18 protein-coding genes are annotated in these 21,500 nt (G+C 37.1%); 2 read left to right on the forward strand and 16 right to left on the reverse strand.

The window, feature by feature from the left end:
• Positions 1–131: 131 nt before the first annotated feature.
• The 16 genes from H0W64_10390 to H0W64_10465 form a co-directional block, all read right to left on the reverse strand.
• Positions 132–2,000, reverse strand: coding sequence for a polysaccharide biosynthesis protein (locus tag H0W64_10390; GenBank protein ID MBA3662128.1), 1,869 nt, complete (start codon positions 1,998–2,000; stop codon positions 132–134).
• 26 nt (positions 2,001–2,026) lie between these two features.
• A complete protein-coding gene (locus H0W64_10395; protein MBA3662129.1) occupies positions 2,027–3,226 on the reverse strand; it encodes a DegT/DnrJ/EryC1/StrS aminotransferase family protein in 1,200 nt (399 codons plus the stop codon).
• Positions 3,223–3,846 carry an acetyltransferase gene (locus tag H0W64_10400; GenBank protein ID MBA3662130.1) on the reverse strand — a complete coding sequence of 208 codons (624 nt, stop codon included), beginning with the start codon at positions 3,844–3,846 and terminating at the stop codon, positions 3,223–3,225. Before H0W64_10400 ends, H0W64_10395 begins: the two co-directional genes overlap by 4 nt.
• Positions 3,847–3,854: 8 nt before the next feature.
• The gene (locus H0W64_10405; GenBank protein ID MBA3662131.1) at positions 3,855–4,520 is read right to left on the reverse strand and encodes a PIG-L family deacetylase; all 666 of its coding nucleotides are present in this window, start codon (positions 4,518–4,520) and stop codon (positions 3,855–3,857) included.
• Positions 4,521–4,535: 15 nt separating this feature from the next.
• A complete protein-coding gene (locus tag H0W64_10410) occupies positions 4,536–5,162 on the reverse strand; it encodes a sugar transferase (GenBank protein ID MBA3662132.1) in 627 nt (208 codons plus the stop codon).
• A 35-nt stretch (positions 5,163–5,197) separates the two neighbouring features.
• A complete protein-coding gene (locus H0W64_10415) occupies positions 5,198–5,860 on the reverse strand; it encodes a class I SAM-dependent methyltransferase (protein MBA3662133.1) in 663 nt (220 codons plus the stop codon).
• 125 nt (positions 5,861–5,985) lie between these two features.
• Positions 5,986–7,830 (reverse strand): asparagine synthase (glutamine-hydrolyzing), encoded by a 1,845-nt coding sequence (gene asnB, locus H0W64_10420; protein ID MBA3662134.1) that lies wholly within the window; start codon positions 7,828–7,830, stop codon positions 5,986–5,988.
• A gap of 52 nt (positions 7,831–7,882) precedes the next feature.
• Positions 7,883–8,953 (reverse strand): glycosyltransferase family 4 protein, encoded by a 1,071-nt coding sequence (locus tag H0W64_10425; protein MBA3662135.1) that lies wholly within the window; start codon positions 8,951–8,953, stop codon positions 7,883–7,885.
• Positions 8,950–10,182 carry a glycosyltransferase gene (locus H0W64_10430; GenBank protein ID MBA3662136.1) on the reverse strand — a complete coding sequence of 411 codons (1,233 nt, stop codon included), beginning with the start codon at positions 10,180–10,182 and terminating at the stop codon, positions 8,950–8,952. The genes H0W64_10425 and H0W64_10430 overlap by 4 nt, the downstream gene beginning before the upstream one ends.
• Positions 10,175–11,077 (reverse strand): NAD(P)-dependent oxidoreductase, encoded by a 903-nt coding sequence (locus H0W64_10435; GenBank protein MBA3662137.1) that lies wholly within the window; start codon positions 11,075–11,077, stop codon positions 10,175–10,177. Before H0W64_10435 ends, H0W64_10430 begins: the two co-directional genes overlap by 8 nt.
• Entirely contained in the window at positions 11,074–11,604 is a 531-nt protein-coding gene (rfbC, locus tag H0W64_10440) for a dTDP-4-dehydrorhamnose 3,5-epimerase (GenBank protein ID MBA3662138.1), read from the reverse strand. Before rfbC ends, H0W64_10435 begins: the two co-directional genes overlap by 4 nt.
• A 1-nt stretch (position 11,605) precedes the next feature.
• On the reverse strand, positions 11,606–12,850 hold the full coding sequence (locus tag H0W64_10445) for a class I SAM-dependent methyltransferase (GenBank protein ID MBA3662139.1): 1,245 nt from the start codon (positions 12,848–12,850) through the stop codon (positions 11,606–11,608).
• Positions 12,847–13,926: a CDP-glucose 4,6-dehydratase gene (gene rfbG / locus H0W64_10450; protein MBA3662140.1), complete on the reverse strand. Its 1,080-nt coding sequence runs from the start codon at positions 13,924–13,926 to the stop codon at positions 12,847–12,849. The genes H0W64_10445 and rfbG overlap by 4 nt, the downstream gene beginning before the upstream one ends.
• Positions 13,926–14,696, reverse strand: a complete 771-nt coding sequence (rfbF, locus tag H0W64_10455; GenBank protein MBA3662141.1) for a glucose-1-phosphate cytidylyltransferase — start codon at positions 14,694–14,696, stop codon at positions 13,926–13,928. Before rfbF ends, rfbG begins: the two co-directional genes overlap by 1 nt.
• A gap of 81 nt (positions 14,697–14,777) precedes the next feature.
• Positions 14,778–17,018: a polysaccharide biosynthesis tyrosine autokinase gene (locus H0W64_10460; protein ID MBA3662142.1), complete on the reverse strand. Its 2,241-nt coding sequence runs from the start codon at positions 17,016–17,018 to the stop codon at positions 14,778–14,780.
• Between the two features lie 171 nt (positions 17,019–17,189).
• Entirely contained in the window at positions 17,190–18,320 is a 1,131-nt protein-coding gene (locus H0W64_10465; protein MBA3662143.1) for an N-acetyl sugar amidotransferase, read from the reverse strand.
• A 384-nt stretch (positions 18,321–18,704) separates the two neighbouring features.
• Here H0W64_10465 and H0W64_10470 point away from each other — a divergent pair, with 384 nt between their 5' ends.
• Both H0W64_10470 and H0W64_10475 read left to right on the forward strand, forming a co-directional pair.
• The gene (locus tag H0W64_10470) at positions 18,705–20,495 is read left to right on the forward strand and encodes an ABC transporter ATP-binding protein (protein MBA3662144.1); all 1,791 of its coding nucleotides are present in this window, start codon (positions 18,705–18,707) and stop codon (positions 20,493–20,495) included.
• 11 nt (positions 20,496–20,506) lie between these two features.
• Positions 20,507–21,499 carry an SDR family NAD(P)-dependent oxidoreductase gene (locus H0W64_10475; GenBank protein MBA3662145.1) on the forward strand — a complete coding sequence of 331 codons (993 nt, stop codon included), beginning with the start codon at positions 20,507–20,509 and terminating at the stop codon, positions 21,497–21,499.
• Position 21,500 lies beyond the last annotated feature (1 nt).

The raw sequence follows: 21,500 nt of genomic DNA on the forward strand, positions 1-21,500 counted from the left end.
TTTCTTCAGAATCTTTGGGTGGTGGTGTGGGAAAATCTTCTTTTGGATTAATAGGATTTGATTTGCTGGGCTCTTTTTCTTCCTTCAAATTCATAAATATTTCCATTATATGAGGGTTACAGTTTAAATTGTCACATCACTTTGAGAATGCGAACTTTTTCATGCGGAATAGGTTTATATTCTGGTACTAATTCATTAAGGATTTTATAAATCGAGGCAACATTATTTATTTGGCAAGCATGATCCATTTCCGTTAATAGATTCATCAATAAATGCTTATCAACTTTACTCGCTTTTGCTAACAATATTTTATGATATGGCGTTTTTTGTAATTGTTCATGATCGTAAAATAATTCTTCATAAAGTTTTTCTCCGGCACGAAGTCCCGTATAAATAATTTCTATATCATGCCCTAAATTTTTTCCTGCTAATTTAATCATTTGCTCGGCCAAATAATTAATTTTAATCGGTTCACCCATGTCTAAGACAAAAATCTCTCCCCCGTTACCACACATTGCACTTTGCATAATGAGCTGAGCAGCTTCAGGAATGGACATAAAATAACGCGTTATATCCGGATGGGTTACCGTAACAGGCCCGCCTTCTTGTATTTGCTTTCGAAAAAGGGGAACCACGCTACCTGCTGAATCGAGAACATTACCAAAACGAACCGTGATAAATTTGGTACCTGTATCTTCATGTAAATTTTGACAAATCATTTCAGCAACGCGTTTACTTGCACCCATAAGATTCATAGGATTTACAGCTTTATCCGTAGAAATGAGAATAAATTTTCCTACGCCGTACTGCACAGCTGTTTTAGCAAGAACACAGGTTCCCAATATATTATTCGATATAGCCATTCGCCCTTGCGTTTCAAGTAAAGGAACATGTTTATAAGCTGCAGCATGAAAAACAATGTCGGGATGAAAATCGGAAAAAATTTGTTGCAAACCCACTTCATCATTAATATTTAATAAGATACTTTGCAATTCTAAATGTGGATATTTTTTCTTTAATTCGTGATCAATGGAATACAAATTAAATTCACTGTGATCAATAACGATTAATCGTTTAGGATTAAGACTCGCAATTTGCCGGGATAATTCAGAGCCAATGGATCCGCCACCGCCACTCACTAGAATTGTTTTCTTTTTTAAGTATTGACCGGTTTGCTCCCAATCAGATTGAACTTGATCGCGGCCTAATAAATCTTCCAAAGAAATGTTACGTAACAGTTTAATATCAACTCGACCCGTCGCTAAATCAGTGACGCCAGGCAAAGTACGAAAGGGTAACTTAGTTTCTTCGCAAAAATTGACTAACCTTCGCATTTCCGCCGAGGAAGCGGAAGGAATCGCAATTAAAATAAGGTTTATTTGAAACTTTTCCACGAGTTTGGCAATTTGTTTACATTTTCCTGCCACACGAATCCCATGAATATCTCGGCCAATTTTAACCGGATTATCATCAACAAAAATAACGGGCTGATAAAGATGTTTTGCATGGCGAACTAAATCGCGCACCATACTCTCGCCTGCATCCCCTGCTCCGACCACAAGGACGCGTTTAGCATTGCGAAAAAAATGACGATAGTCTTTTAACCAACGAAAAACTAATCGTTGTCCTGCAAGACCTAGGGCAAGTACCATGCAATAAAGTAAGGGTATGACACGCGGCAGTGGATATTCAAATCGACTGATAAGTTGCATGAGCAAAATGCCCAATGTCCCGATGATCACTGCTTTCAAAATTCGAACGAGATCAGGGATGGAAGCAAAACGCCATACACCTCGATACAAGCCGAATAAACAAAACATTAAGGCTTGTACAACTAAAATGGGTCCGCACCAAATAAGCGCGCGAGAAAACTCATCTTGAGGAATCGCGTGCAAATCATAATAAAGCCAATAGGCACTGAACCATGCAAAAATTATCATGCATAAATCTAAAGAAAAAGCGATAGAGCGGTTGCGCCACTTTAAAAAAAAATTAAACATCATCCCTGCTCCAGCTCTATAACTTCTTAACGAATTGCCTTACGCATTACATCTCTCACTATATCTGCAGTATAAAGCATGTGAATTCGCGTTAAACCGGGGTGTACTAGAAACATTAAACTTGTTTCACCCAATAGTTTAGCATGAACCAACCGTTTTTCCGGGGCTAAATGACGTTCTGTAAAAGCTTTTTCTAAATAAATTTCGCTACAACTGCCACTAAAACAAGGGACGCCAACTTTATTAATAGCTTGTAAAATAGTATCGCGATCCCAATCACTCTTCAGATTTTCTGGTTCAATAAAAATATAATATTTATAATAAGCATGTTCAACATCAAGCGGCGGGACCGTGAGGCGAAATCCAGGAATATGTTGGAATTGATCATTCAATAGAGCCGCGTTTTGACGACGAATTTTAAGCCAGTTGGGTAATTTAGCTAATTGAGCCCGCCCAATAGCAGCTTGCATTTCAGTCATACGCCAATTAGTGCCAAACGATTCATGAAGGAATCGAAAACCAGGAGGATGCTTTTGCATCACGGTATTATAACTTTTGCCATGATCTTTAAAGGCCCAAATTTTTTCCCACCACGTTTTATTATTCGTGACAACAATGCCGCCTTCGCCCCCTGTAGAAATGATTTTATCCTGACAAAAAGAAAATGCTGCAATATCACCCCAACTGCCCACTGGTTGACCTTGGTACCGGGCACCATGTGCTTGTGCACAATCTTCAATGACATAAAGATTATATTTTTTTGCCATGGCAACGATGGTATCCATTTCGCAAGGCCACCCTGCTAAATGCACAACGATAATGGCTTTCGTACGCGCAGTAATGTGTGGCTCAATGGTTTCGGCCGTAATATTTTGCGTCACTAAATCTACATCAGCAAAGATTGGCCTCGCTCCCCGCATGATGATGCAACTTGCAGAAGCAATGAAAGTTCGAGAGGTAGTAATCACTTCATCGCCTTCACCGATATCTAAAGCAATTAAAGCCGCTTCTAACGCAACCGTACCATTCATGACCGCCACTGCATATTTCATCCCTAAACTTTTGGCATATTCTGCCTCAAATAATTTTCCTTCTTGGCCTGTCCAATAGTTAGTTTTACCTTGTAATAGAGGCTCGGTGGCTTTGGCAATTTCATCATCGGCGTAGCTTGGCCACGTTGGAAATTCAAAACGATTTGATAATTTATTTAACTGAGATTTGATCATGCAAATTCCTTAGCAGGCACACCCATAACTGTGAGATCGGGAGGAACGGGTTTGATGACAACACTTCCAGCACCGACAATGGCCCAAGCACCAATGAGCGTATTGGGAATAACAACACTGCCTATTCCTAAAAATGCACCTTCTTTCACGATGATGTTACCAGCCAAATGAACGCCTGGAGCGAGATGAACAAAATTTCCAATTACACAATCATGGTCGACTGTTGTGCCGGTATTAATGATGCAATGCTCACCAATAATCACATCGGGTTGAATAACTGCTCCTGCAAAAACAACAGTTCCACAACCAATTTGTGCTGACGGGTGGACATAGGCAGCTGGATGGATTAACGCAGGTGATTTCAAATCAGGAGAAAGTTGTATTGCAATATTTTTGCGCGTTGCATTATGACCAATAGCCAATACTGCATAAGCATGTTGATTCCGATGTATGAAATCAATGTCACCCAATACGGGGTAATCATTAAGTTCGGTGTGATGAATCGTTTGATCATTATCAATAAAACCGAGAACAGTTTTATTGCACGCAAGCGCTGTGCTGAGCACCACTTTTCCGTGTCCACCGGCGCCAATGATAATGAGTTGATTCTTTGGAAGCATAGCAATCATTAATTCATCACTTCACGGATAAGCACAAACGCTTCGGCTGCTTTTCGACAAACACTCGCTCCTCTTACTCGGGCAAGTGCTTCCAATGCTTCTAGCGAACGTTCATGGGGAAAACTTTTTAATTGGGATTGATAAGCTGCAAAAGCTTTTAACTTAAGTTGCAGAAAATCCGTTACATCTACGAAAAAATTCGGTTGAAACCCAGCGGTTACATAGGATGCGTTCCAGTTGGTTTCAGAGAGTGTTTCATAAGCTAAAATTTTGTGAGGATAATGGGTTTGATTGGGCCTTGCCGCTACGAGTGCGGACAAAAAAACATGTTGATGATCAAGATGAAGATCACTGACAAAGGGAATAAACACTATATCAGGACGAATTTCTTTAAATTTTTCATTCAGCACTGCATTAATTTCACAGTGGGGAACGCCATCCAGCGCTGCTGCAGGTAAATTACAAAAAAAAGTTTCCTTAACACCTAGCAAGTGGTGAGCAATTTTAGCCTCGTCCCGACCTTGCTGGACAAAACTTTCAGAAAATAAAGGTGGTCCTGCTTTGGTTACAATGACGACGAACACTTCATGACCCAAAGAGGCCATTTTCGCCATGGTTGCACCGCAACCCAGCACTTCATCATCAGGATGAGGAGCCACCACCAGAATACGCATCATTATCCTTAAGAGTTAATTATCTAGATTACTAAACTGCTCATAGGCTTTGCTTAAAGCAATATCATTTTTTTTTGAACCGAATAAAACGACGATGAAAGTCTTCACTATGATGAAAGCATCCAGTAATAAATGGTGATGTTTAACATACCACACATCAAGCCAGACTTGTTCCTGCCAAGTTAGATCCACATTACCATTAACTTCGGCCCAACCACTTAAGCCTGGCAATGCATTAAAGCGTAATTGTTCAGTTTGGCTCATGGATGGAATACGACCTAAAAGACAAGGTCGCGGACCAATTAAACTCATTGTGCCTATCAACACATTAAGAAATTGCGGCGTTTCATCCAGTTTAAAGCGACGCAAAACGTAACCTACTCGCGTCACTAAGCTGTGGTTATGTTTGATCGAACCCAGCTCAAGCGGCGGAATATCATTTACAACCATACTGCGAAATTTAAATAATTTAAAAGGTTTACCTTTATATCCCACCCGCTCTTGAAGATAAAAAATCGGGCCCGGGTTTTCGAAGTAAATCGCAATGGCAATAACAATCCAAAACGGTGTTAATACAATGATCGCAAAGAAAGAAATGACTACGTCTATCGTTCGCTTTAATAGGGATTGGATATTTTTCATCCCCTCACCCCGCTACCATCCTTATTTTGCATGAATCAAATATCCGCAATCAGAATAAAACCGCTCCCTGTCTTTAGCGGACGAATTTCAACATGACTGAACTTAACTTGATCCACTAATTTTTGAATATCTTCCTGCCGATAAAAAAAGACTGTGCCTTTAGATGTGAGCAAATAGCGTAATTTTCTTAACGGCTCGCGAATGAGTGAATGGCCGGGGAAAGAAGCAATAATGCGCGTTTTAGTCAGAGACTTTAAATGTTTTAGGAAGGGTAAAGGATCAGGTAAATAGTCAAACACACCCATTGCAATTGCGCAGTCAAACTGCTCTTGCTTTTCCATTTGCATAAAATCAATGAGTTCAAATTCGCATTGGTCATTTAAATGATGAACTTCAGCACGTTCCTTTGCGATTTTCAGCATGGCATAAGAGAAATCAACACCCTTGACGCGCTTTGCCCCTTTCATCGCGCATTGGATAGCATAAACCCCTGATCCACATCCTACATCCAATATTGATTTGTTTCTTAAATCACCCATTGCTTCAAAAGCAATGTCATAACGTTCAAATATCGGTTTTCTAAATAAACGATTAAACCACCCAGAAAATTCGCTTTTTTTACATTGATAAATAGCATCAAATGCTTTTGCATCTTTTTCAAATCGCTTCCTGACAACTTCGTTATGCTGACTATGCATAAATCCCTACTCCCTGTTTTCTCTGTTTTACAATAAAAACCTTCCAACTCGTAGAATCCTCATCAGCGAGTGGTATTTTTTGACATTAGCATGGAATTATCTATAAATTTAAATAGAGCTTCAACCTAAATATAATTTGAGACCCTCGACCTTTCGGTTTTTTCATTGGCATACCAAACTTCAAGACAATAAAGCGACCATAAGATCTTGGCACGTTTTTCTGGAGAAATATTTAACTTTTTGGCTAATAAGGGGCCTATCAATGCGTAAGGTATATAATTCGTAGCGTAACTACCTGGTTGTAATCGGTCAAATATAGGCTCACGCAAGTCGTTATCCACCCAATGCTTTAAAGGTACCTCAAATCCACGCTTGGGTTGATTAATTAATTGAGTGGGTAAATAACGTTCTGCTAATTTGCGTAATATGAATTTAGTTTTAAAATTTTTGATTTTATATTCATCGGGTAATCCCGGGGCAAATTCAAGTAGATTTTTAGCAAGAAAGGGACTGCGCACTTCTAAAGAATGAGCCATTGAAGCGATATCCATTTTAACGAGTAAGTCACAAAACAAAAGAACATTAAAATCAATATAAAGCATTTTTTTTAAGGAACTTAATGTCGAATTCGAAAAAATGGATTGAACAAATTCAGCAAGATTTGCAGTAACTGGGTTATTATCAATTGATAAAACATCCTCAAAAATATCTGTTGTGGTCGATAAGTAGTAATCTAAATTTTGTTTACGGGCGGTCGTTAATAAACGGTAGAAATAATTATAAACAGATTTTTTATGAGTAGGATGGGGAAGAATTTTAAGTAACGGCGTAAGGAAGCTCAGATAAGTAGCAAAAGAATACATGGCCGGCACATAGCGTCTGTATCCTGCGAATAACTCATCAGCGCCATCACCGCTTAAAACAACTTTAACATGTTTAGCTGCTTCTTGCGAAACATAGTAGCTTGGAATAGCACTACTATCCATAAATGGTTCGCCATAGGATAGTAATATTTTTTCTATATCTTGCTTGATATGCGAATCGATGTTTAATTCTATATGGGTAGTTTGATATTTTTTAGCAGCTAACTTAGCAAGCACGGATTCATCATACATACCAGAAAATTTAACGGTAAATGTTTTAATACCCGGCTTAATTTGAGCTGCGAGCGCAGCAATTAAGTTGCTATCAATCCCACCGCTCAGAAAAACACCCACTTCAACATCACTTGCTGCAATACGATCTGCAACGCTTTGTTTTAAGTAATCATTAAGTTTATCCACAGCTTGCGCAAATTTTAAGGGAGAGCTTGACGACTGAAAATAAGCTAAAAAATTAAAATAGGATTTAATCTGAAAAGACAAATTTTTCGTATTGATTTCTAAATAGGAGGCCGCGTCTAATTTATAAACTTCTTGATAGGCGGTATGAGGCCTCCACATTACGCCTGTTTTTAAATAAGTTTGAATAGCTTCATGCGAAGGTTCAAGTGGGGTGATTAATTTGAGTGCATTTAATTCGCTTGCAAAAAAGAAGGCGCGATTTGTTTTGTGAAAATAAAGGGGTTTTTTACCGGCACGATCCTTTGCTAAAATAATTTTATTATTTAATTTATCATAAATACAAAAAGCAAACATGCCATCAATCAGAGTAAACATTTCATATCGAAATTTAATAAAGAGATAAAGCAACGTTTCCGTATCACTTTCCGTTTGAAAGGAAAATTCTGTCAAGGATTGGCGTAAAACTTGATGGTTATATATTTCGCCATTAAAAATAATGGCATAATTTTTATAAAAAAATGGTTGAATGCCATGATCAACATCTTGAATTGCTAATCGGGTATGGACAAGCGCAACATTTTTTTCTCGATAAACAGTTTGGGCATCGGGACCCCGATGCTTTAATGCGAGCTGCAACGTTGATAGCATGTTTTCTTGATAATTAATAACACCGGCAATGCCACACATGTTAAACCTTATTTGTCTAGGTAATTGAATTAATTAAACTATTTTATTTGAATTAAGTGTTAGCTAGAATATGATGCAAAGTAGGCGAAGTCGCTTGTAAACTATATTTCTTAATCATGCGCATTCTTCCCGCCTCTCCAAATTGTTTTCTTTCTTGCGCATTTTCAATAAGCTTAAGTAAATATAACTCCCAGTCTGCCAATGTTTCAGCTAAATACCCATTAATGCCATGCTCAACAATTTCACAATTCATACTAACAGGCGATGCAATCACGGGTTTGGCGCAAGCCATGTATTTAATAAGTTTAAAACCACATTTACCCTTTTCCCAAGGAGATTCAATGAGGGGCATTATGCCAATGTCAATTTGATTAAGTAGAGCAATTTCTTCCGATTCAGACCAATTCGACGGCCAGTGAAATGATTCAGTTTCAATGCCCTCCACTTCATACTCCCCTCCAATGACACAAAGCTTAACATTAGTTTTTTTTGCAACGGCAAGGAGTGCGGACTTGATGATATTAAGATACTTAACGGTTGTTGGAGAACCTAACCATCCAATAATAATTTTAGAATCGGGTAAACGCGTCGTAGACTTATTTGGTTTATAAATATTAGCATCGACAACTGTAGGCAAAATAGTAATATTTGCAACTTTTTCTGTTAATGCGTAGGCTTTAACATATTCATTTCCAACAATAACATGATGACTATATTTCATAACTTTGGAAATTTTTTTTCCTAAACAAGCTCTAATTAATTTAATGCGATGCAAATTATAATTGTGAAAGATAGCATCATCATATTCAGCGATATATTTCTTTGGTAAAAAAAAATTCTCGAGGCCAAATGGTAAATAGGGAAAAAGCTCTCCTTCAATCCAACATAAATCATATTTTTTCTTTTGAAAAGTGAGTAGATAAGCTCTTTTAAAATAAGCTTTCACATAATAAAGAAACGAAGGTTTTTTATTTGAAAAAATATAATTTATATATTTAGCATCAAGAAGCGAATTAACCACAACTTCAATGCCTTGAGACTGTAAATAAGATAAGTATTGAAGAGTGCGATAGCGTGAGCTTGCACCCGCCTGATCATATTTCGCTAACAGTAATATCTTCATCCATGTTCCTTAACCAGACTTGCATAGACGCAATTATACCTATTAATAGCTATCTGATTAGAAAAATGCTCATTGAAGAGCTGATCGAAGCTTTTTTCAACCTTTGGGGAAGTATGACAAGCATTGTCAAAAAATTCTATCAATTTTAGAGCTGCTTGCTGCGGATTATCATGCACTGCTTTCAATTCTAGCAAAAGACCCAAAGGATAATTATTTAAATAAAATTCCATATCGCCATAATTCGTATTGGTCACAGAGAACAAATGACAAGCAATGAGTTCTGCAAATTTTGTGGGCGCAGAAGCTTGTTTGGCAAGTGAAGGTTTGATAAAAAAAACACAAACATCAGATATATTCAAAAAATGATGTACTTCAGCAAAATCAGCCGCATAAATTTTACAATTGGCCTTTTTTAACTGATAAGCTTCAATCTTTTCTTCAATAAATGCTTGTTGATTTTGATTTAAGAATAAAAACTTTGCATCTGGCTTGTAAAGAGATAAAGCTTTAAATAGCTTTAATTCAGCATCAAAATCGACCCAGCCATTTAAAGAGCCATTGTGCAAGATCACGAAATCTTGGGGTGAATATCCCAGAGCTGTCCGCAATCTAACGCGTTCGGTCCTATCCAACTTTTTGAAAAGTTCGATATTCGCACATGTTGGAATCACCGTAATTTTTTCGGTCGGGACTTGATAAAAATCTTTTATGATCGGAACAGAAGCATGGGTCAACGTAACAAGGTGATCCGCTTGTTTATAGACGAAAGCTTCCATTTTTTTTAATACACGTGTTAACAGTGAATCTGCTTTTAACCGCCCATCAATAATTTTTTCATCAATTGCAAAGCCTCTGATATCAAATAAAAATTTTATTTTTTGGGTTTTTTTCAAAAGTACGCCCAATACAGCTGGAATGAGGCTTCGAGCATGCACAATTTTAATTTTTTCTCTGTAACTCCACCGAGACAATAAAAAAAAAGCCATCATGAGTTGCCAAACAGTTGAGAAGACTCCAAATCGATTAGAATAAATAAAATATTTCCATTCAATATTTGCTTCTTTAATTTTTTGAGCCATGTGATCGTGTTTTTTAGTATCACAGGGTTTTTCAAATGAAAGCAAATAAATCGAATGACTTTTACTAAGCTTAAGAAGATATTGAACGACTTGTGACTCTCCTAATGGTTCAGTCATTCCGTTCAATGAAATATATAGAATTTTAGTCATAAGAGCGTTCTTTCCACCATTTAATTGTTTCTTGAAGGCCAGTATCAAGTGTGTAACTTGGCTGCCATTTTAATTCATCTTGCAACCGCGATGTATCAGCTGTGATCTGGTCTTGCCTTGCATCTAAATTTCCAAAACTTACCAGATGAGTCCCTTCCAACTGTTTAGCAATATGCTGTATTAAATCTTTAATTAAAACAGGGCTACCAGAGGCAAGGTTGATCGATCCCTGACAATCGGAATTTAATAGAGATACAAGACCATCTGCGACATCGACAACATACAGAAAATCTCTCAATTGATTACTATTTTGAACGTGAAAAGCTCGCCGGTTCATTAAACTCACTATGGCTGAGGCGACGAGTCGATCTGTATGTTCAAAAGGACCATATAAAAAAAATAATCTCGCCCAAGCTAATGAGATGTGATTTTGTGAAGCAAGCTTTTTAGTCAGGGAATAAAGAGCATATTTAGATTTTCCATACAACGTTTGCGGGAGACAGGGCGTTTTACTTTCACTACAATGCTCTAAACCCCATTCATATTCCGCGCAACTTCCTACCATAACCGCCCGCTTGCCGCCAGTTTGAATAAAACAATTAAATAGAAAAAGACTGCTTTTTAACCACTGGTTATTGAGCGGTGAAGTCCAAAATTCACCTGGCTTTGCAAACCAAGCCGCATGAAGTAAATGCGTTGGCATTATTTCCCGCATCAACCTATCGACTTTGGAGTGATCATGAAGGTCTAGCTGGTGCCATTTAATTTGTGGATGGTTGAAGACAGGTAAAGCATGGGAGTAAATAGCATGAATTTGATAATTGTGTTTAATCAAAAGAGCAAGAGTAAATCTCCCTATAAAACCACTTGCACCGGTGACAAAGACTGAATTCATAAATTAAAAAGAGGCAAATTTCTATCTTTTTGTGAAATAATCATTTTTGGATTCGGCCATGAGATATTCAAGTGGGGGTCATCATAGCGGATACCTGTAGCTGCTTCTGCATTAAAATAATTTCCCATTAAATAAGAAACTTCCGCGTCGTTGGTCAGTGTTTGAAAACCATGCGCGAAGCCTTCTGGAATATAAACTCCCTGTAAATTATCTGCCGAGAGTTCGATACCGATCCATTTTCCTAAGGTAGGTGAGCGGGGCCTTATATCCACAATTACATCATAAATACGGCCTCGTCGACATGTAACTATTTTAGTTTCTTCATGAGGAGATTGTTGATAATGCAATCCTCTCAGCGTTCCTTCCTTATGATTATAAGAAATATTGCATTGGACAAATTCGCTTTTTAAACCTTGGCTTTCAAACTCTCGCTTACAAAAAGTTCGAGCGAAGAAACCTCGCTCATCACTTAGAGGAGAAGGTTCCAGAATATAGAGTCCCAACAGACTTGTTTTTTTAAAATGCATTTTAAAGCACTTGCAGTTCGGGAATGGGAATCACAAATTTTCCATTCCATTCTCGAATATAATCGGTTTGTTTAATAATTTCCTGTTTTAAATTCCAAGGAAGGATTAATAGATAATCTGGTTTTGCCTTTTTAATTTCGTCCGGGTGCAAAATAGGGATATGCGTACCAGGGAGGTACATCCCTTGTTTGTGAGGATTTTTGTCAACTGTGAACGACAAAAGTTGCGCTGAAATCTCGCAATAGTTTAATAATGTATTACCTTTTGCCGGAGCGCCATACCCTGCTATCGTTTTACCTGCCGCTTTCACTTGGTTCATGAAGGTTAATAACTGCGTTTTTAATCGCGTAACATTGGCTGAGAAAACATCATAGGATTTTATGTTATCGAGCCCTACCTTTTTTTCTAGAGCAAGTAATGCTGCGACCCTGGGCTGAACAGTTTGCTCTTCATCCTCACAATGTTTCACGTATAGCCTCAAAGAACCGCCATGAACAGTTAATTCCTCAACATCAAAAATGCAAAGTTGATTTTGAGAAAAAACTTTTTCGGCTGTGAGTAATGAAAAATAAGAAAAATGTTCATGATAAATTGTATCGAATTGATTTTCTTGTAAGAGGCGCAGCAAATGCGGAAATTCAAGGGTAACAATGCCTTTTGGCGCTAATAAAACTTTAATACCCGCAACAAAATCATTTAAATTAGGAACGTGCGCTAAAACATTATTAGCAATAATTAAATTCGCTTGTTTCCCCCACGATGAACGCATTTGTTCAGCAATTGTCTTGGAAAAGAAGACTGATTCAGTTGGAATGCCCTTATCACGCGCCACTTGTGCGACGTTATCGGCAGGTTCTATTCCTAAGACGGGGATTTTTTTTGCGGCAAAATACTGGAGAAGATAACCATCATTACTTGCTAATTCTACAACTTGCCACTTTGCATCTATTTTGAATCGTTCTACGATCATGTTGGTATAAGAGGCACAATGCTGTAACCAACTCTCCGAATAGGAAGAAAAATAGGCATAATCTTTAAAAATATTTTCTGGCGACTGAAGCTCAGGTAACTGGACTAAAAAACATTCATTACAAATTCTTGCATGTAAGGGATAAAATTTCTCTTTTTTCTGCAGCTCATCTTTCTTCAAAAATGAATTAGAGAGTGGGGACATGCCAAGATCAATTAAGGTAGCGTTTAGCGGCGTTTCACAAAAACGACAAGCATGTAAGGGCTCTTTGATCATAGGTTCCTCAACATTCCATATTCAATAATCTGCTTTTGGGTAAATTCACTCATATCAGCAAGTCTGTAGAAATTTTTATACCACTCAACAGCGTGACTTAAAACATGATCAATGTTCATTTGGGACTGCCAACCCAAGAGCATGCGAGATTTATTGGAGTCTAATCGTAAGCATATTGCTTCATGTAATTTTTTACCGACTTCAACTGCACTCCATTTCGCATCTTCCTGCCAGAGCGATAATAATTTATCCGCAATCACAGAAACTGGTTTGACATTTTCTTCCGTAGGGCCAAAATTCCAAGCTTCCCCAAACTCAGGACCTTTCCTATAGAGCTGCTCCATTAATAAGATATACCCGTACAAAATATCGAGAATGTTTTGCCACGGCCGACATGCAGCGGGATTACGAATTTTGCCTTCTTCATTTTGAACAAATGAACGAATTAAATCTGGAATTAATCGATCACTCGCCCAATCGCCGCCGCCAATAACATTTCCAGCTCGGGCTGAGGCAAGCGCAACGCCGTGGGTTTCATAATGGGCTGCATTAAAGAAAGAACGACGGTAAGCAGATACCACCAATTCAGCGCAACCTTTGCTACTACTATAGGGATCAAAGCCACCCATCGCATCAGTTTCTCTATAGCCCCACACCCATTCTCGATTTTCATAACATTTATCACTGGTAATAACTAAAACGCCTTTAACGCCTGGTACATGCCGTACCGCTTCCAACAAGTTGGCTGTGCCTATGACATTGACTTGATAGGTTTCTATAGGATTATGATAGGAATAATGCACCAATGATTGCGCTGCGAGGTGAAAAATTATTTCAGGTTGGTCATTTTGAATAGCTGTCGCTAAATCTTGATAATGTAGAATGTCGCCCTCAATAGAATGAATGCCTTCAGCTACTTTGGCAGCTTCAAACAAATTAGGATGACCTTGAGGAGGAAGCGAAAAACCGGTGACTGATGCGCCTAATAATTTTAACCAAGTCGTTAGCCAACTGCCCTTGAAACCCGTATGTCCAGTGATAAAAACACGTTTATTAGCCCAGAAAGATTTGTCCATTACCATAGCTTCCATGGAGGATTGCCCGATTGCCATAACTCTTCTAATTGCCGCTTGTCTCGAAGGGTATCCATGGGCTGCCAAAATCCATTGTGAAAATATACCGCCATCTTTCCTTCGGCAGCTAACTGTTGCATGGGTTCTTGTTCCCAAGACATTTTGTCATGGTCAATGTAATCTAAAACCTTGGGCGACAATACAAAAAATCCACCATTAATCCACGATCCGCCCTCCCCATTTGGTTTTTCCTCAAATCGAGTAACCCGTTCTCCATCATGTTTGATTGCGCCAAACCGACCGGGGGGTTGAACAGCTGTGACCGTTGCTAATGTGGAAGAATTACGATGTAAAGCAATGGTTTCCTGAATATTAATGTTACTAACGCCATCACCGTAAGTAAAACAAAAATCCTCATCTGTTAAAAATCGTTTAATCCTTTTTAAACGACCGCCCGTCATACTATCTTCCCCGGTATCGACTAAAGTAACTCGCCAAGGGTCAACATTTTTATGATGAAGCTCAATACTGTCATCTTCCAAATTATAAGTAACATCTGACATATGCAGCGCATAATTGGCAAAATATTCTTTAATTAAATAACCTTTGTAGCCTAAACAAATAATGAAATCCGTTAAACCATGCGCAGTATAAATTTTCATGATATGCCATAAAATAGGTTTGCCGCCTATTTCGACCATAGGTTTAGGCTTAACTTCAGTCTCTTCGCTTAATCGAGTGCCCAGACCACCAGCTAAGATGACCGTTTTCATATAAACTTAGCGCTTAATTTCATCATGAATTAATTACATCCTTACTTTGCAAATTCAACATCCATTTAAAGGGTGAAGTTATTATTTATATTCATACTGATATTGGTAGGTAGGAATATTGCCATTACGATAGATACCTTTTTGTTCTTTGGAAAAATTGAAAATGACACCTTTTATTTCGACTCCATTAGAGTCAAAGCGTTTAATAGCGAGCTCAATTTCTGAAACAAGATGAGTATCTGATGCTAAAACTAAGAAATTGCCACTTGCATAGCGAGCAATAATTGCCGCATCCGTCACTGCAAGAATAGGCGCAGTATCAATAATAACTAAATCATAGTTTGTTGAGGCATATTCTAATAATTGTTTAAATTGATCACTCATCAGCAATTCAGAAGGATTAGGTGGATAAGCACCGGCCGGTAAAAAATCTAAATTAGGCAACGGCCCTTTAATAAGGACTTCATCAAGACGACTCGTACCACAAATCACTTCGCTTAACCCTTTAACACGACCTGAGGTAAAATAATCCTTTAAATGACCTTTGCGAATATCTCCATCAATAAGCATTATTTTTTTACCAGATTCCGCTTGTAAATAAGCAAAATTTACCGAAATAAAAGATTTTCCGACCGCAGGCGAAACCCCGAGAATGCTAATGATATTATTGGGAGCATTCAGCATAGCAAACTGCGCACCCGTCCGAAAACTTCGTAATGCTTCAATAGAGGCATTTTTGGGATCAGACTGGGCCAGCATGGCAACTTGTTTATCTTTATAGGAAACATTTTGAAAACGAATTTGCTTATCGCTATAAGGAATGATAGCCATATTGGAAAGCCCAAAACGACTTTCAATAAAAGAGGGGTCGGAAATTTTTCGATTCAATAATTTGTGAAAGAAAATCCAGGAGACACCCAATATAAAACCTGTAAGAAGACTACATAGGCCAATAAAAAATATACCGATTGGTAAAGGTTTGTGAGGAATTGTGGCATAACCTAAAACATTGACATCGCTAATGGTACTACCCTTCGCAACTTGCAAAGATTGAATTTTGTTTAAAAGAATTAAATATAATTGGTTTTTTACTTTAACTTCACGCATTAAGCTTACTGCGTATTGGTCGCGTGCTGGCAGCGTACTTAATCGTTTTTGTAAGGATTGTAATTCATTTTTAAGGTAATTTTCTTTGTTACTAATGCTTATGATAAAAGGATGCAAACGCGTATACTTTTTCAGAGCACTTGCTTTATTCATTTGTACTGTATTTAAAGTTTTTTGAGTGGCTATGATATTATTAAGCAAAATTTTAGACGCCGAACTAATATCAATCATGCCTTCTTTGGCAAGATAAGAACTCAGTCTATTCTCAGCTTCATCTAAAGATTTCTTTACGCTAGGTAATTGTTGATTGATAAAGCCAAGACTTTGCGTTGCTTCTTGTGCCTTTTTTTGTGCATTTTTATCGGTAACAGTATTCGCTACAGCATTTAATATATTAATAACACTTTGTGGACTTGTCCCTATTAAAGTTAATTTTAAAATGCCTGTGGGGTTCGGTAATTGGGTTTCTTGATATAAATCGTTGATTTGAATTTTTTGTGATAATTGGTCCACTATTTGCTGCAGGGGTTTTTTAAAAATTCTAAATTCCGTGTTCATGCCTGCAACGAGTGTCTGCACCGTGATTATAACTTCGCCCTGGTCTGTTAAGGCGCTGCTTTTTTTACCAACTTCACCTTTTAAAACAAATTGATTATCTTCATCGTATAATTCGTATTGATTATTATCCAATGCAACGAGTGTATAGCGTTTGTCTTCTTCTGTCTGGGGAACAATAAAGTCAGATACTACAATTTTATCTCCGCCCCAGGTATATCGATCTGATCCCCACCAAGGTTTATCAATTGAGCCGTTATGAAGCCTTGCATACCAGCTGCCAATAATAGGAAAGTGATGAGGTTGAGCAATAATATCTAATTTTAATGCCCGGACCACAGGCTCCAAAATGTACCGTGATTTAATGAGTGCAGTTTGCACATCTGCGGCAGATTTGCTTTTTGAGGATAGCAATGAAGCGGCTGGAAAACTTTCTATTCCTAAAAGAGTGCCATTTTCTTCATGCTGCAGCAAAACGTTACTTGAATAAAGCGGAGTTTTTAAGTATCCGTAGGTAATGCCGATAAGCAAAGTAATCAACATAATTAGGGAAATAAACCATTTATTTACCCATATGGGATACAATATTGCACGTAATTCAATTTTCTCTAAGAAATCATTTCCTAAAGAAACATCAAGGGGTTTCCTCATTTTATCCATGTTACTCTTCCTAGCAAATTGCATATTAATTATTATTTACTTATGCAGATACAATTAAATATTCCCTTTATCCCTTAATCAGTTAGGTAAAACTGAATCAAATTTCTATCACTTATTCAATTGAACTACAAGCCTCATCATGATTTTTAAAGGGGATAAAAATGAGAACGCTTAAGCAAAGGCGTTTTGTTTTATTTTCATAAAACGAGATAATTTTGTTAAATTTGTAATGAAGCGAACTTCAGAAGGATAATGGTGGTGATGTTTCGGCGGCAAATCCATGATCGCTTGAAACTCATCTCTGGAAAAACCAAGCTTATTAGCGATGTAATCCTTATCTTGTTCTAAGGTTAATAAATCATAGGCAGGCTTGTCACATTCTGCAAGAGCTGCCTCCCTCGTTATCTCTTGATTCCTTAATAAGCTGGATAAATGAGCCCGTCTTTTATCGATGCCAAACTTGGTAGGAAGAATATAGGCTTGATAAAATTTAGTAAAAATTGATTCATAGTGCTTGCCGCCATAGTAGTTCCAATCAAATCTCTTTTTTAAAAAAAGCATGGCTTCTGTTTTGTTATAGCGGATTAAATTAAGGGGATAAAAATGATATATTCCATTGAAAAAACGGTCAAAAAGCAGTTGCCAGCATCCATATAGGGGTAAGCTGCTGATGGAACGTTTTCCAAAACGCCGATGGATTGCTCGAATATTCTTTGCGTCAATTTTTTCCCAACGCCAGGCACTGGGTAAACCACTTTCCGTTGCAAAATTTACGCCTGAAACAATACACTTGATTTTATGCTGCTTTGCAATTTGGACTGCTGCACCATAAATGATATTATCAGTAATCATTTCAATATCCATTACTGACGCTGATAGAAAAGCTTTTTGAAGATCTTTAAATTCATCCCAATTCAACTTACAAGTTGTAATATCAAGCCGCAGACATTTAACAATATTTTTGATATTTTGCTCAGAAATTGCTGAATTCCATCCATTATCAAAATGGACTATTAAAGGACTTAATCCCATTTTTTCAACAACAAGATGAGCAACGTAAGAGCTATCTACCCCACCGCTTAATCCTAAAACGCAATCAAATTTCCCTCCGCCTTGGCGTTTTTTAATGAGGGTTGCAGCATTTTTTAAATCATTTTCAATTTGGCTCACACTCAAATTTTTACCCGCATTGTACTTAACTGCGAGTTCGTTACAATAATGACAAATACCCTGATCATCGAAGGAAATAAGAGGATCTGTGGTGTCCATTACACAAGATGTGCATACTTTATAGTCCTGCATATATTCCTTTCTCAATCATATAAAATTTAATATGAGAATTAAAACCCTGGGAATTTTCCCATAGATTATTTATTTTGTAAATTATTAGTCAGCCCCACCTCTGCGAGGAGGGCTACAAAAAAAACCTATATGATAAAATATGTAGTTTTTATAAACGCGGCTTATCTCTATCTTTCGTTTCTTATTATCCTGGGAAATTAATTTTACTAACGATATTATTCACTGGATAAAGTATTTATGTGAATTTAACACGCCATTCAGCATCCTAAATCTTGATTTTCAAATCAGTCAGCCTATTATTCTTAATAGCGCTTAAATGCCATGCTTTTAGTAAAATATCTTATTAAAAACCCGATAGCTTAGCCAAATAGAAGGATGGAACGGGTGAAAGATTTTTGGATTAGATTTTCATTTTTATTAGACGCAAATGATCACAAAAATTTCCTTAAATTCTTAGGCTTACTATTTTGTGGGGGGCTTCTATCTTTGCTGGGGATTGGTGTGATCATTCCCTTTATCAATATTTTGATTGATCCAAATTATTTATCTAATACAGCCTTTATAAAAGCCGTTAACCTTGGTCACAAAGAGATTCTGGGATTAACCATCATTTTTTTGATTTTATCGTTTTGGTTAAAAAATATTACTGCTTTCCTCGTTTTAAAAAAACAAGTTTCCTTTTTAGGGGGATTAGTTGCTAAGATTCAAAAGAAATTATTTCATTCCTATCTTCATTTTCCTTATTCATATCATATTAAATGTAGTTCCCCTGAATTAATTAACAATATTAATGTAGAAATATTTATTCTTTCAAATACCATTGCCCAATTTGGTACTTTATTAAACGAAGGTGTGACTTCTTGCATCATTATACTAGCCTTACTGATTATTAATCCGGTTTTTTCTTTAATTGTCGTAGCGGCCATTTTTATTACCGCATTCTTTTTCATTAAAAAAATTAGACATAAAATTAATTATTTTGGCAACATTCGCTCGCAAAGTCATATTCAATTAACGCAAAGTGTAATTCAAGGTTTGGGAGGAATTAAAGAAACTAAAATCTATCAAAAAGAATACTTTTTTATCGCTAAAGTTAGTAATTATGCTGATAATATCGCAGAGGCTGATGGATTTGCATCTGTCTTCCAGCAATGCCCACGTTTTTTAGTGGAGAGCATTCTGGTCTCGGTTGTATTATCATTAATGCTTCTATTTATTTACACCGGATACACCAGCTCGCAAATGTTAGTGCTTATTTCAATTTTTGGTATTGCAGCAATTCAATTGTTACCAAGTGTTAATCGTTTATTACAATCTCTTGCCCATATTAAGTATGGTTATCCTTCTTTAAATAAAATTTATTTAGAACTTAATAAGTATGAACTTTTTAAGCAAAGTTCACCCATGCTCGCCCTCGAAAATCCTTTGCAATTCCCCGTCATTTTGTCTAAGGCTATTCATTTAAAAAATATTTCTTTTAGCTATGAAGATAAAGTTATTCTAAAAAATATAAACTTAACGATTCCCAAAAATAAAAAAATTGCCTTAATTGGTACGTCGGGTGCGGGTAAAACAACTTTACTCAATATCGTCTTAGGAATTTTATCGCCATCCTCCGGTCAATTATACGTTGATGAAACTGAGATCACCGCAACTAATCTTCCGATGTGGTTTAAGCATTTTGGTTATATTCCAGAAATGATTTATATTTATGAGACTACCATTCGTGAAAATATTGCATTTGGTGTAGATCCTTCCCACATTGATGAAGAAAAAGTATGGCATTGTTTAGAAATGGCATCACTTAGCACTTTTGTTAAAGAAAAATGTAAAGCAGGTTTAAATACGTCGCTTGGGGAAAATGGCATTAATTTATCAGGCGGGCAACGACAACGTATTGGTATTGCGCGCGCTTTATATCATGATCCTAGTATTTTAGTTATGGATGAAGCGACCGCATCTTTAGATCACCAAACTGAGCTTGCCATCACGCAAGCTTTAGACAAAGCAAGTCAGGGCCGAACTATCATTACCATTGCACATCGTCTCTCAACGATCAAAGATTATGATATGATTCACCTCATTGAAAAAGGCGAAATTATTTGCTCTGGACGATTTGATGATTTATCTCAACAAAGCAAAGCATTTCAACATTTAGCTGGCATTCGAGTTTAAATGATTTAATTATGGATTTAAAAAATAAAACCGTTTTAGTCACTGGCAGTGATGGATTTATTGGTAGTCATTTAGTCGAAAGATTAATCCAAGAACAATGCAAAGTTAGAGCATTCGTTTATTACAATTCATTCAATCATTGGGGTTGGATTGATTCTTTCCATCAAACAATGCAAGATAAAATAGAAGTTATTGCAGGCGATATTCGAGATCTTCATTGTGTTAGAGCAGCAATGAAAGATGTAGAAGTTGTTTTTCATTTAGCCGCATTAATTGCTATTCCCTTTAGTTATAATTCTCCTGAAAGCTATGTCACCACCAATATCAATGGCACACTCAATATACTTCAAGCAGCGCGGGATTACGCAATTGAAAAACTGTTAGTGACTTCTACCTCTGAAGTATATGGGTCTGCTACTTATGTGCCCATTGATGAAAAGCATCCCATGAAAGGTCAATCGCCCTATTCAGCGACTAAAATTGCGGCTGATCGACTTGCAGAATCTTTCCACTGTAGCTTCGGTCTTCCTGTCACTATTGTTCGACCATTCAATACTTACGGCCCTCGTCAATCTGCACGAGCCATTATTCCTACTATTATTACGCAACTCTTAGCGGGTGAACAATGTATTAAACTAGGAAACTTAACTCCAACACGCGACTTCAACTTTGTTCAAGATATAGTTAGCGGATTTATTGCTATTTGTAAATCAGAAAACATGGCAGGCGAAGAAATTAATATTGCAATGCAAAAAGAAATTTCCATGGGTGAATTAACGCAAGAGATTATTAATCAAATTAATCCACAAGCAACCATTGTCGAAGACACAAAAAGATTACGGCCAAAACATAGTGAAGTAGAACGGCTGCTAGGATCAAATGTGAAGCTAAAAACCTTAACCGATTGGGAACCTCAATATACGTTGCAACAAGGGTTATCTGAAACGATCAAATGGATGAGAGAAAATCTACATCGATACAAGCCACACCTTTATAATACTTAAT

It is taken from the genome of Gammaproteobacteria bacterium (assembly GCA_013816845.1).
GTDB lineage: Bacteria > Pseudomonadota > Gammaproteobacteria > DSM-16500 > DSM-16500 > Aquicella.

Bases quoted from the DNA above. Each gene is read 5' to 3' on its own strand.
- asnB (MBA3662134.1), bottom strand. From the start codon at position 7,830: ATGTGTGGCATTGCCGGTGTTATTAATTATCAAGAAAACATGCTATCA.
- H0W64_10445 (MBA3662139.1), bottom strand. From the start codon at position 12,850: ATGATCAAAGAGCCCTTACATGCTTGTCGTTTTTGTGAAACGCCGCTA.
- H0W64_10435 (MBA3662137.1), bottom strand. From the start codon at position 11,077: ATGAATTCAGTCTTTGTCACCGGTGCAAGTGGTTTTATAGGGAGATTT.
- H0W64_10465 (MBA3662143.1), bottom strand. From the start codon at position 18,320: ATGCAGGACTATAAAGTATGCACATCTTGTGTAATGGACACCACAGAT.
- H0W64_10475 (MBA3662145.1), top strand. From the start codon at position 20,507: ATGGATTTAAAAAATAAAACCGTTTTAGTCACTGGCAGTGATGGATTT.
- H0W64_10395 (MBA3662129.1), bottom strand. From the start codon at position 3,226: ATGATCAAATCTCAGTTAAATAAATTATCAAATCGTTTTGAATTTCCA.
- H0W64_10405 (MBA3662131.1), bottom strand. From the start codon at position 4,520: ATGCGTATTCTGGTGGTGGCTCCTCATCCTGATGATGAAGTGCTGGGT.
- H0W64_10415 (MBA3662133.1), bottom strand. From the start codon at position 5,860: ATGCATAGTCAGCATAACGAAGTTGTCAGGAAGCGATTTGAAAAAGAT.
- rfbG (MBA3662140.1), bottom strand. From the start codon at position 13,926: ATGGACAAATCTTTCTGGGCTAATAAACGTGTTTTTATCACTGGACAT.
- H0W64_10460 (MBA3662142.1), bottom strand. From the start codon at position 17,018: ATGGATAAAATGAGGAAACCCCTTGATGTTTCTTTAGGAAATGATTTC.
- H0W64_10400 (MBA3662130.1), bottom strand. From the start codon at position 3,846: ATGCTTCCAAAGAATCAACTCATTATCATTGGCGCCGGTGGACACGGA.
- rfbF (MBA3662141.1), bottom strand. From the start codon at position 14,696: ATGAAAACGGTCATCTTAGCTGGTGGTCTGGGCACTCGATTAAGCGAA.
- H0W64_10430 (MBA3662136.1), bottom strand. From the start codon at position 10,182: ATGACTAAAATTCTATATATTTCATTGAACGGAATGACTGAACCATTA.
- H0W64_10410 (MBA3662132.1), bottom strand. From the start codon at position 5,162: ATGAAAAATATCCAATCCCTATTAAAGCGAACGATAGACGTAGTCATT.
- H0W64_10425 (MBA3662135.1), bottom strand. From the start codon at position 8,953: ATGAAGATATTACTGTTAGCGAAATATGATCAGGCGGGTGCAAGCTCA.
- rfbC (MBA3662138.1), bottom strand. From the start codon at position 11,604: ATGCATTTTAAAAAAACAAGTCTGTTGGGACTCTATATTCTGGAACCT.
- H0W64_10390 (MBA3662128.1), bottom strand. From the start codon at position 2,000: ATGTTTAATTTTTTTTTAAAGTGGCGCAACCGCTCTATCGCTTTTTCT.